Genomic DNA, 11,182 nt, shown 5'->3' with positions numbered 1-11,182 from the left:
ACGTGCTCGAAACAGGGCTTGCCCGAATTTCAGTTCTCGCGCAGCATCGAAACTGATTCACTGCGATCGGGGCGTGAGCGCATTCACTCCTCGCACTTCACGTCCTGTCTTCGCACGGAGATGATCACCGGATACGTGCCGTGTTCGAGTTCCACCCGCGCGACGACAGACATCGTCTCATTGTCGATATCGTCGTACACGCTGACCTTTTCGTGCCGCAGGCTCGTGAGGCCGGTACAGCCGGACGCACGACCCTCGTCGGAAACCTTGCATTGAATCGGGTTGTCCGCGAGGAAGCGATAGCGGTCTCTGTCCGGTGTCGCCAGATAGTCGCGAAAGCTCTGCGCCGACCCGCCAATGCCGGTGACATACCCGATCGCACACTGCAGTCTGGGTGTGTCGCTGCCCCCGGATGTCTGCGCGGTTGCAGCCGTGCTTGCGGCCGCGACGAGCGCCGCGAGGGTCGATGCGAGGAGATATTTCATGGCGCGAATCAAGCTTGTCGGGTCGAAGTGCTGGATTGTAATGGCATCTCCGCAAGCATGCTCCGCTAGACGTTGAACAGCTCGCTGCGTGCCGCGTCCAGAATCATCGCGACTGCCGGATGGCTAATCCGGCGCTCGATCGAGATCGCAAAGAATTCCTCGACGATGGAATTGATCTGCCCGACCGTCGTGAGTTTGTGCTCGGCCTGTAGCTGACTTTCGAGCACGGTGGGCGCGAACAGCAAGCCGCGGCCCTCGCGGGCAAACGCTATGGTCATCGCCCCGTCGTCGAACTCGCCGACGATGCGCGGCGAAATGGCATGAGACGCCAGCCAGTGATCGAGCTTGCGGCGCACCGCCGATTCCGTGCCGGGCAGCAGCACCGGCAACTGGCCAAGCGACAGCGGGAAGCGTTTCTTGCCGCTCGCAATCAGCGCCTTCGTGCCGAAGCAACTGAGCGTGGAACGGCCGAGGCGGTGATTGAACGCCTTGATATTGACGTCAGCGGGGATCGGGGCATCCGCGATAATCAGGTCGAGGCGGTGCAGGGCCAGTTGCGCGAGCAGCGCATGCTGCTTGCCCTCGTGGCAAATCATGCGCAGCGATACGGACGCGCTCAGCGCGGGTTCCAGCAGCCGGTACGCGATCGCCTTCGGCACCGAATCCGCAATGCCCACGCGAAACCGCGTTTGCGGGCCCGCTTCGTTCTCGCGCCGCACGGCGCTTTCGAGCTCCGAGCCCAGCGAGAATATTTCGTCGGCGTAATCGAGCGCCAGGCGGCCCGCGTCGGTCAATTCGAGCGTGCGGCCGCTTTTCCTGAACAGCTTCTTATCCAGCGCTTCTTCGAGCAGTTTGATCTGGCCGCTCAGCGTTTGCGGCGAGATGTGCAACTGCTCGCCCGCTCGAACGATGCCGCCCGCATGCGCCGCAACCCAGAAGTAATGCAGATGCTTGAAGTTCACAGTTGCTCCACAGATTACACAACACTACGATTTTCTCGAAGTATCTCTATAAAAAATACGCATTTTACGTTATCTCACGTTCAGGTAGATTGAGGTCTCGCCCAAGGGTTCATGCGGGGCGGCTCACGATAGTTGACGGAGGTGGCAGATGGCATCGGTTGCACAGTTTCTGCGTTCAAAAACGTCCCAGACAGTCTGGTCGACCCAGGCGTCCGCTTCGGTCTTCGACGCGGTCGCGATCATGGCTCACCGCCGGGTGGGCGCGCTCATCGTCGTCGACAACGGGCGCGTGGCCGGCATCGTCACGGAGCGCGATTACGCGCGCAAGATCGCGCTGATGCACCGTTCGTCAAGGAATACGCCGGTGCGCGACATCATGTCGACGACCGTGCGCTATGTCGGCCCGGAGCAGACCACCGAGGAATGCATGGCCCTCATGACGGAATACCGGATCCGCTACTTGCCTGTCATTACGCAAGGGCAGGTGATCGGCATGGTGTCGATCGGCGACCTGATCAAGAACCTGATTGCGGAGCAGGAGGACACGATCCGGCAGTTGGAGCACTACATTCATGGCAACAGCGTTCAGGTCGGCCATCGCGGCTTACAAACGCACTCGCCGGCCGGTTTTGCCACCTGAAAAAATATTACTGTTCGTAATGCATTCGGCGCGACGGAAAAGAGCGCGCGAAGCGCGCAGTCCCCTGACTAATCAAAGAGGCTTTATATGTACACGCAGATCATCAACCACCTTCGACGTGCGGCCGGCGCAGTGACGCGCGGGACGGCGGCGCTCGGTCTCGCAGGGCTCCTTGCTCTCGGTGCCATGGCTTCGAACGATGCCGAAGCGAAGCGCGTGGGCGGCAGCCAAAGCATCGGCCGTCAATCGCAATCGGCGTCGCCGTCCGGGCCGGCACAACGCAGCCAGCAAGCTCAACCGGCACAGCAGAGCGCCCAGGCCCCGGCGGCCGCGGCGGGTAATCGCTGGATGGGCCCGCTCGCCGGGCTCGCGGCCGGACTCGGCATCGCGGCGTTGCTGTCATCGTTTGGCCTTGGCGAGGGACTCGCGCAATTGATGTCCAATGCATTGCTGATCGGCGCGGTGATTCTCGCGGGCGTCATGCTGTTCCGCTTTATCGCCAATCGGCGGCGTCCGGATCTCGCTTATGGACACGGCGCCGCGAGCCGGCAGCAAACTGGCGGCTCGCCAATTCTGAATCAGATGGGTCAAGCGCGGCCTGAAACGAATTTCCGGGGCTGGCCGCGTGCCGCGATGGGTGCGGCGGGTGCAGCGGATACCGTGCAGGCGCCCGAGCTTTCGCCCGGTCCGGATCAGGCGGCGTTTCTCGGCTCGGCGAAGACGATGTTCATGCGGCTCCAAGGTGCATGGGACCGGAACGAGCAGGGCGATCTGTTCGAGTTGACGACGCCGGAGATGTTCGCGCGTCTCAAGCAGGATCTGGAAGCGCGCGGCCGCGAGCCGAGCCGTACGGAAGTGCCGCAACTCGAAGCCGAGGTGCTCAGCACTGAAAGCAATCCGGATGGAACGCTGGTCAGCGTGCGCTTTTACGGTCAGATCCGGGAAGACGATGCACAGACCGCGCAGCCGTTCCAGGAAATCTGGAACCTGGTCAAGCAGCCGCAAGGTGATCAGGCGTGGCGGCTGGCCGGTATCCAGCAGATCGGCTGATAGCGGCAAGGTTGAGGCCGGCGCGAAGAAGCGCCGGCTTTTTGCCCCTCATGCATTCCACGTCTTGTGCCGGCGAACGGCGACTAGCGAGCCTGCGACGGGCATCATCCGGACACTGAGGTGCGGTTGCTATCGATTGCCGCGACACAATCGATCTCGATGTCGAAGCGCCCGGGCCACGCCGGCACATTGACGAAAATCCTCGCGGGCGGGTTCGCGCCGAAGAACCGCGCATAGATCGCATTGACGGCCGGAAACGCCTCAACCGACGTGCAATACACGTTGCATTTGAGCACCTGATCGAGCGATGAACCCGCCGTCTCCACGCAGAGTTTCAGTTGTTCCAATACGCGTTCGGTCTGCAGTTCGATCGGCGCGTCCATCACTTCGCCGGTGTGAGGATCGAACGGTGGAAAACCGGAAACGTAGAGGGTATCGCCGTGCCGGGTGACGGCGGAAGTCGGTGCGTTCCAGCGTTCGAGCCAACTCGAAAGCGGTTCGACACGAATGATTTCACGGCTCATGGTTCACTCCATGCAGAAAGGGTGATTCGATGAAGAGACGCTAAACAGCGTCCTGAAACATACTGTTCAACCACGCGCCTGACGGCTCCTTCGGCAAGCGATCGAAGCGCCCGTCCGCCAGCGATTGAACGCTGGTCACCAGCCCGCCCCATGCCGCGCGCGCCAATGCGCCGCCCACGCTCACGCGGCGCACGCCGAGCCTCGCCAGTTCATCGAGCGTTGACGCCGAGGGTCCGCCGATCAACAGGTTGACGGGTTTCGGGCTGACCGCGGCGAGCACCGCTTCGATCTGCTCGCGTGTCTGGATACCCGGCGCGTACAGACAGTCGGCGCCGGCTTGCGCATAGGCTCGCAAGCGCGCCACCACGTCTTCGAGATCGGGCAGGCCGACAAAGAAATTCTCAGCACGTCCGACGAGCAGCGTATCACCGCCTGTTTCGTCGATCGCGCGTCTTGCCGCAGCGAGGCGTTCCACCGCGACTTCGAGCGGAAACAGCGGCGACTTCGGATCGCCTGTCGAGTCTTCGATCGACAGTCCGGCGATGCCGGTATCGACCGCCATCCGCACGCTATGGGCCACCTCGGCGGGATTGTCGCCGAAGCCGTTTTCGAAGTCGGCGTTGACCGGCAGATCTGTCGCCCCGACCATCTCGCGAAGGTGCGCGAGAATCGCGGTGCGCGATACGCCGTTGTCCGGCCGGCCAGCCGACCATGCGAAGCCTGAACTGGTCGTGGCAATCGCCTTGAAGCCTACCGACGCCAGATAACGCGCGCTGCCGACGTCCCACGGATTTGGCAACACGAAGCATCCGTCCTGGTGCAACGCGCGAAACGCCGCGCGTTTTTCAGCCGTCGTTGCATGGACGCGGGACATGATCGATCTCCTTGTCTGAGGACGTGGCAGCGCGCTGTCGTTACGCGACTTCGGTTTCGACGACCGGAAAATCGACCTCGGTATCGAAGACGTTGTTGACGAAGTTCGTCAGCATGAATTGCGCGGCGAGCGCGATGATTTCGACAACGTTCGCATCGCTGAAGCCGGCTTCACGCATGGCGTGCAGATCGTCTTCGGTGACCTTGCCGCGTGTTTCCATCAGCGTCTTCGCGAACGCGACAGCCGCGGCGGTTTTCGGCGTATTCGATTTGCCGAGCCGATTCAGGCGAATCTCGTCGTCGCCGATATGAGCCATGTTGCTCGCAACGTAGCTATGCGCCGACAGACAGTACTGGCAGCCGTTGACCTGGGACACGGCGAGGGCAATGCCGTCGCGCAGTTTCGCATCGAGCGTCTTCGCAAGCGCGCCTTGCAGGTTAGCCCAACCGTTTAGCGCATTGGGACTCAGCGCCATGATGCGAAAGAGGTTGGGCGTCATCTTCAGTTGCTTCGTCATTGCTTCGATGACCGGTTGCGAAGCGGCCGGAAGAGCGTCGGTGGCGGGGAGGGCGATACGGGTCATGGTCGTGCTCCTGTTTCTGCTAATCGGGACGAAGGTGCGTCTGCATCGGAATATCGGTGTGCGTTCCCGGCTGCATTGATGAAAATTCTAGGCGTGCAGCTCGAACGAAAAATCCTGAGAACAGACGCAAAAGTCCGTGAATGCAGGTGCCGGCGTGGATAGCTTTGATGACGAAACCGGCGCCTTGTATCGGCGCCGATATGCCGGTGCAAGGCGCCGGTCACGGCGCAAGAGCGTGCGAGTCTGGTGCGCAAGGTCCGCAGACGCTGCGGCAAGTCCCGGCGATCAGCCGTTGGCGGCTCCGTCGCGGTATTCCGTGGGGCCGGTATCGAACACCTCGCGAAACGCGCGCGCGAACGCGCCGCGGCTCGCATAACCCGCATGGCGCGCCACCTGATCCAGCGACAGGTCGCCGGCACGCAACTGCGCGGCCGCCTGGCGCATGCGGATGTCGCGCAGCACCTGCATCGGCGATTGGCCTAGCGCCGCGGAAAAGCGCGCCATGAACGCCGAGCGGCTGAGAATCGCCGCTTCGGCGAGACTGGCGACGGTGTGCGGCGCGCCCGGGCGGGCCACCATGTCGGCGAAGGCCCGGGCGATTTGCGGATCGCCGAGCAGCGCGAATCGCTCCATCCAGAGCGCACTGGATTTCAGCGACCGACGCACGAGCGCGACGATTACCTGCTTGAGCAGCGCGCCCGACATCGCGCCGGCGCCGATCTCCTGCGCGACGAGTTCGTCGAACGCCGTGCGCAGATAGACGTCGAGCCGGTCGGACGCTTCGAACTGCTCCACGATCGGCGTCGAGAGGGTCGCGAACAGATTGATCGACGCGCCGAAGGACGCCTTGAAATAGCCGCAGATCATGACGGTCATCGGTTCGACATTGCCGGCGCGGAAACGGCTGATCGAATCGACGACCTGTTTGTACTCGCGCCCCGGCACGACGGTCGGTGCGATACCCGCCTGTTTTGTCGGTACCTCGAGCTTCAGTGAGTGACCCGGCGGCACGATCAGCAGCGTATGAGGTATGAGCGGCACGGTTCCGGCGTCGGCGATGTGCAGCCGCCCTTCGCCCGACAGGATGTAGTGGATGCCGGGCGCGTCGTGGCCATCCAGTTCCAGCATGAAGCCCTGGCTAACGACGCACTCCGAGAGCCCGAGTACCTCAATGTCGAGCAGGGTGATCAACTCGTTCAGATTGTCGGGTGATAGACGTGGCGGCGAAATTGCTTGCGAAACAGGCATAAGGCATCCGCGGGAAGTAGGGCAATCAACAGATGTTTTTGCGTGGACGACGATTGTCGCAGGTTTCCGTTGGACGCAATTGTGTGCCGAAGGCGGCGCGGTCGCGCCTGGAGTCGCGACAGGGTCCGTGCAGTTGACGTACTAACTTCGGACCGGAATATGCGCACGCCCGCGACCTGGCGCGAGACGCTTGCATGTGGCAGCCCGGATACACCGGCAATTTACGTATCGCTCGTTGGACAATTTTCCCGCTACATCGACAAGCCGGAAAGGAGTGGAAATTGGAAAACAAACTTCATACAACCGCGCGCCGGCCCCCCGGCGATGACGTTCACGTTCGTTTGCCGCGCCCTCGACGATTCACGCTTCAGACGCTTCTGTTTGTGGTTTTGTGGTGCTTCCTCTGCACGGCGCAACCGGCGCAACCGCCGGCATCCACCGATACCCGCCCGGCAAGCTCGTCGACAGCGCCACGCCATCTCGATCGCTCCGGCAAGTCGCGCAAGGGCGAAGCCTCGTACTACGGCCGGGAGTTTTACAAAAAACAAATGGCCGACGGTACGCCGATGAATCCGCAATCCAATGCCGCCGCGAGCAAGACGCTACCGCTCGGCACCAAGGCGCGGGTTACGAATCTGAAAAACGGCAATAGCGAGGTGGTCGAGATTCGGGACCGCGGCCCCTATGTCGGGGATCGGATCGTCGACCTCTCACCCAAGACCGCGGATAAGCTAGGGCTGAAAAAAGACGGCGTCGTCCCCGTCGAGGTCAAGCCGGTGGAAGTTCCGCAGGCCGACGGTACGGTGAAGCCGGGCGCAGGTATGCAGGACGCTCAGCGCGGCGGAGCGCCAGTCGACGCGCAGGCCGGTCATTCCTTGCGCTGAATGGACGGCTCATAGCCGAGGCGAGAACGGACGAGTCTGCCGCGCCACGCGCCTTTCGAGTCAAACAGACAGTGGCGTGCGATTCCATTGCATAGAATCAGGTTACGCGCAGAACGCCTTCGGGCAACACGATCGCAGCCGCGTTCGCGGTCGAGCTTGCGCGTAGACAACGTAATTCGAGGCATTGAGATATTGGTAAGGAGAATCGTCATGGCGACCTATGTGGTTCTTGCGCAATTCACCGATCAGGGCATACGCAACATCAAAAACAGTCCGCAGCGTGCCGGTCAGGCGGCGGAGTTGGCCAGGACCTTCGGCTGTGAAATGAAGGAGATCTACTGGACGGTGGGCAAATACGACATCGTCACGGTCATCGACGCACCGGATGAGCAAAGCTTCGCGGCATTCGGCTACGCGCTGGGATCGGCAGGCAATGTCCGCACACAAACACTGCGCGCTTTCACGAAGGACGAATGCAGCGCGATTATCGGCAAGCTTCCGTAAGACAGTCAGTCATACGACCCGTGAGCCGTTCTCTTTCCGCGACCCTTTCTCAGGAGATCACAATGAGCACAAAAGCAAACGACAGCGAAGACGTGCGCGCGTTCGTTCAAACAGCCGAGCAGGGCGGCGAGTTTGTCTGGGTGATTACGCTCGTCGACTTCGCAGCGCAAAAGGTCAAACGGTCGATGGTGTCCGACGACACGTTCGCCATGCGCGCTGCCGCGCAGGATGCCGGCGAAGCCCATCTGAAAGGGCTGACGGAAGACCGCTAACGAGGCGGGCGGGAAGTCACATGGATTCCGATGTTCGGACTGAGCATTGAACCTTCATGACGTGACGGCCAGATTCATTTTGGGCGATACGCAGTGCCTGCGAGCGAGGTGACTATACTTAAGAAGGCGCCTCTGATTCAGGTTCGCCGGGTTCAGGTGGCAGAGGCGCCGGGCAGGATTTCGACGCGAGCTGGACCGGGTCGCGGGGGAGAAACATATGTTCAAGCATCTGCTGGTGCCGACCGACGGCTCGCCGCTTTCCGAGGCCGCCATTCAGATGACGGTAACGCTCGCCGCGGAAAACGGAGCCACGGTCACGGGCCTCCACGTCATTCCGGAGTTTCATGTCCTCGCGTATGGCACGGAGATGATTGCCGACAACGAGGATCGCATCATTCAGACCGCGCGACAGCGCGCGGAGGATTATCTCAGCGTTGTGAAAAAAGCGGCCGCGCAGGTCGGCGTGGTGTGTAATACGGTTTCTGAAGGTCGCGCCCATCCCTACGAAGCGATTATCAGCGTCGCAACGCAACAGAACTGCGATCTCATTGTCATGGCGTCGCACGGTCGAAGCGGGATGAGGGCGTTTTTGCTCGGCAGCGAAACCCAGAAGGTCCTGACGCACAGTTCGATCCCGGTTCTCGTCGTGCGGCAGCCGGCGCCGGAGGGTGCGCATCCGCCGCGATAGCCAGATTGGCGGATGCGTGTGAGCGTCGGCTCGGAAGGGTGCGAGTGAATTGCGGCTGCTTCAATCCAGGGATCGGGCAGATGTCGAAGTTCAGCAACTATCGGGAAGCGGCGGTCTAGCTGACCACAGCCACTGCGAAGTGCCCGCGACCTCGAGCCCGGATCCGACCGGATCCAGAAGACGCTGGACTATACCGAACGCTCGATCGCCCGCCCGAGCAGGTCCAGGCCGAGGTCGATCTCATCCTCGTGAACGGTCAACGGCGGGGCGATCCGGAACACGCCGCCCATGCCGGGCAACTGCACGATGTTCATGCTAAGCCCCAGGTTCATGCACTCACGCGTGATCTTCGCGCCCAGCCCATCGGCCGGCTCCTTCGTGCGGCGGTCCTTGACGATTTCCATTCCCAGCAGCAGTCCCCGGCCGCGAATGTCGCCGATGCAGTCGAAGCGTTCCATCAGATCCAGCAGGCCGCGTTTGAGTCGCGCGCCCATCAGATTCGCACGCGCAACCAGCCCCTCGCGCTCGACCACCTCCAGCACCCGCAAACCGACGGCCGCAGGAAGAGGATCGGATACGTGGGTCGTATAGAACAGGTAACCCAATTCGTGGGCGCGCTCCTCGATCTGCGCGGATGTCACGACGGCCGCGAGCGGCAGACCGGCGCCCAGTGTCTTCGATAGCGTGAGAATGTCAGGCGTGACGCCATCGCGCTGACAGGCGAACATCGTGCCCGTGCGGCCGACGCCCGTTTGCGCTTCATCGAGGATCAGCAGCATGCCGCGCTCTTCACACTTGCGCTTGAGCGCAGCCATGTAGCCTTCCGGCAGTTCGATGATCCCGCCGGAACTGAGGATCGGCTCGGCGATGAAGGCAGCCAGATTGCCACTGGACTGACGATCGATCAGATCGAACGCATAGTCCAGTTCCGCCAGGTAATCGTAATCGCCATGGCGCTCGAAACGTGGCCGGTACAGGAACGGTGCGGGGATCGCGAAGGAGCCGACAGCGGCCGGACCGACGCCCTTGCGACCGGCGCTATACGTGGCGGATGCCGCTGCTCCCGTCATGCCGTGCCATGACTGCGCGAACCCGACGATTTCATATTTGCCCGTGACCAGCTTCGCCATGCGAATGGCAGCCTCGTTCGATTCCGCGCCCGTACTGAGCAACAGCGCGCGGTCGAGTCCGTCAGGGGTCATGTCGGCGAGGCGAGTCGCGAGGTCCACCACCGGTCGCGACAGCATGCCACTGAAGAGATGGTCGAGCTTGCCCGCGTATTCGTTGATGACCGAGACGATTTCCGGATGGCTGTGCCCCAACACCGCGCTCATCTGGCCGGAGGTGAAATCCAGAATCGCGCGGCCGTCCGCGTCGTAGACGAAACTGCCCTGGGCGCGCTCGATGATCATCGGCTCGAAGGTGCCGCCATAGCGGATCAGGTGCTGTTTGGCGTTGCGCCAGAAATCTGCATCATTGTTTCGCGACACTTGCTTCTCCTTGACGGGCTAGCCGGAATAACTTGCAGTCTAGATGGCGCTCTGGTCTCATAGAATCGAATAGTTCTTATCGAAGATAGAAGCGGGTCTAATACCTTGAGCCTTTCACTCGAAATCGATCTGCTGCGGTCTTTTACCGTCGTCGCCGAAGTTCGGTCGCTCAGTCGCGCGGCGAACCGGATCGGCCGGACCCAGTCGGCGCTGAGTCAGCAGATGAAGCGCCTCGAAGAAATCGTCGATCAGCCGTTGTTCCAGCGCACGGGTCGTGGCGTCGTGCTGACGAATCCCGGCGAACGCCTGCTGATCCACGCCCAACGCATTCTGCGGCTGCATGACGAGGCGATGGCCGATCTGTCCGGCAAGGGGCTGTCGGGCACGATCCGCTTCGGTTGCCCGGACGACTACGCCGCCGTTTTCCTGCCGCATTTGCTGCGTCAGTTTTCGAGCCGGCATCCGCATGCACTGGTCGAGGTGATTTGCGCACCGACGCCGCGCTTGCTCGAGCAACTGCAGATGCGTGCGCTGGACCTTGCCATGATCTCGTTGCCTGAAGGCGCCCAGAGCGACGACATCATTCGCCGTGTGCCGCTCGTCTGGGTCGGCTATCCGGGACTGGATTGCGCGGGCTTCGACCCGTTGCCGCTGGCGCTTTCCGATCCGGACACGCTCGACCATGTGGCGGCCTGCGAAGCGCTGCAACGCGCGGGCCGGGCGTACCGCATCGCGTATGCGAGCAGCAGTCTTGCCGGGCTCACGGCGCTGGTGCGCTCCGGGCAGGCCGTCGCCGTCATCACGCAGACTGCCGTCGCTCCGGATCTCTCCATACTCAATGGCGACCCCGCGCTGCCGCCGTTGCCCACTGTAGGCATTACGCTGAAGTTCGAGCGCAAGCGTCCGGCCCATCTAGTCACGGCATTCGCGGAGCACATCCGGCTGACGCTGCCGCTGCTGTGATCGAGCTGATCTTCA

At 62.1% G+C, this 11,182-nt stretch carries 14 protein-coding genes; 7 read left to right on the top strand and 7 right to left on the bottom strand.

Annotation, left to right across the window (positions count from 1 at the left end):
- Nucleotides 1-83 precede the first annotated feature (83 nt).
- Nucleotides 84-485, bottom strand: a complete 402-nt coding sequence (locus B0G82_RS16430; RefSeq protein ID WP_121308725.1) for a hypothetical protein — start codon at nt 483-485, stop codon at nt 84-86.
- A 65-nt stretch (nt 486-550) separates the two neighbouring features.
- Nucleotides 551-1,447, bottom strand: coding sequence for a transcriptional activator NhaR (nhaR, locus tag B0G82_RS16425; protein WP_121307969.1), 897 nt, complete (start codon nt 1,445-1,447; stop codon nt 551-553).
- Nucleotides 1,448-1,595: 148 nt separating this feature from the next.
- Between nhaR and B0G82_RS16420 the strand changes: the two genes are divergently transcribed.
- Both B0G82_RS16420 and B0G82_RS16415 read left to right on the top strand, forming a co-directional pair.
- Nucleotides 1,596-2,087 carry a CBS domain-containing protein gene (locus B0G82_RS16420; RefSeq protein WP_121307968.1) on the top strand — a complete coding sequence of 164 codons (492 nt, stop codon included), beginning with the start codon at nt 1,596-1,598 and terminating at the stop codon, nt 2,085-2,087.
- 87 nt (nt 2,088-2,174) lie between these two features.
- Entirely contained in the window at nt 2,175-3,137 is a 963-nt protein-coding gene (locus B0G82_RS16415) for a Tim44-like domain-containing protein (RefSeq protein WP_121307967.1), read from the top strand.
- 104 nt (nt 3,138-3,241) lie between these two features.
- Here B0G82_RS16415 and B0G82_RS16410 read toward each other — a convergent pair whose 3' ends face one another.
- The 4 genes from B0G82_RS16410 to B0G82_RS16395 form a co-directional block, all read right to left on the bottom strand.
- The gene (locus B0G82_RS16410) at nt 3,242-3,661 is read right to left on the bottom strand and encodes a RidA family protein (RefSeq protein ID WP_121307966.1); all 420 of its coding nucleotides are present in this window, start codon (nt 3,659-3,661) and stop codon (nt 3,242-3,244) included.
- 40 nt (nt 3,662-3,701) lie between these two features.
- Nucleotides 3,702-4,535 (bottom strand): isocitrate lyase/phosphoenolpyruvate mutase family protein, encoded by an 834-nt coding sequence (locus tag B0G82_RS16405; RefSeq protein WP_121307965.1) that lies wholly within the window; start codon nt 4,533-4,535, stop codon nt 3,702-3,704.
- Nucleotides 4,536-4,575: 40 nt separating this feature from the next.
- Entirely contained in the window at nt 4,576-5,118 is a 543-nt protein-coding gene (locus B0G82_RS16400) for a peroxidase-related enzyme (RefSeq protein ID WP_121307964.1), read from the bottom strand.
- A gap of 285 nt (nt 5,119-5,403) precedes the next feature.
- Nucleotides 5,404-6,366: an AraC family transcriptional regulator gene (locus tag B0G82_RS16395; protein ID WP_121307963.1), complete on the bottom strand. Its 963-nt coding sequence runs from the start codon at nt 6,364-6,366 to the stop codon at nt 5,404-5,406.
- Between the two features lie 281 nt (nt 6,367-6,647).
- Here B0G82_RS16395 and B0G82_RS16390 point away from each other — a divergent pair, with 281 nt between their 5' ends.
- The 4 genes from B0G82_RS16390 (at nt 6,648) to B0G82_RS16375 (ending at nt 8,714) form a co-directional block, all read left to right on the top strand.
- The gene (locus B0G82_RS16390; RefSeq protein ID WP_241974595.1) at nt 6,648-7,250 is read left to right on the top strand and encodes a septal ring lytic transglycosylase RlpA family protein; all 603 of its coding nucleotides are present in this window, start codon (nt 6,648-6,650) and stop codon (nt 7,248-7,250) included.
- A 210-nt stretch (nt 7,251-7,460) separates the two neighbouring features.
- Nucleotides 7,461-7,754, top strand: a complete 294-nt coding sequence (locus B0G82_RS16385; protein ID WP_106281284.1) for a GYD domain-containing protein — start codon at nt 7,461-7,463, stop codon at nt 7,752-7,754.
- A 62-nt stretch (nt 7,755-7,816) separates the two neighbouring features.
- Nucleotides 7,817-8,026 carry a hypothetical protein gene (locus tag B0G82_RS16380; RefSeq protein WP_116117001.1) on the top strand — a complete coding sequence of 70 codons (210 nt, stop codon included), beginning with the start codon at nt 7,817-7,819 and terminating at the stop codon, nt 8,024-8,026.
- 217 nt (nt 8,027-8,243) lie between these two features.
- Complete coding sequence (locus tag B0G82_RS16375; RefSeq protein ID WP_121307962.1) at nt 8,244-8,714, top strand: universal stress protein; 471 nt, start codon at nt 8,244-8,246, stop codon at nt 8,712-8,714.
- Nucleotides 8,715-8,902: 188 nt separating this feature from the next.
- Here B0G82_RS16375 and B0G82_RS16370 read toward each other — a convergent pair whose 3' ends face one another.
- Nucleotides 8,903-10,204, bottom strand: coding sequence for an aspartate aminotransferase family protein (locus B0G82_RS16370; protein ID WP_121307961.1), 1,302 nt, complete (start codon nt 10,202-10,204; stop codon nt 8,903-8,905).
- Nucleotides 10,205-10,282: 78 nt separating this feature from the next.
- On the opposite strand from B0G82_RS16370, the gene B0G82_RS16365 reads away from it, so the two are divergent.
- Nucleotides 10,283-11,167, top strand: a complete 885-nt coding sequence (locus tag B0G82_RS16365) for a LysR family transcriptional regulator (protein ID WP_199730136.1) — start codon at nt 10,283-10,285, stop codon at nt 11,165-11,167.
- The last annotated feature ends 15 nt before the right edge of the window (nt 11,168-11,182 follow it).

Source organism: Paraburkholderia sp. BL17N1, from assembly GCF_003634175.1.
In the GTDB taxonomy this organism is placed as follows: Bacteria; Pseudomonadota; Gammaproteobacteria; order Burkholderiales; family Burkholderiaceae; genus Paraburkholderia.
Note: the sequence above shows the minus strand (reverse complement) of the source record. Positions and strands in the feature narration are given on the sequence as shown.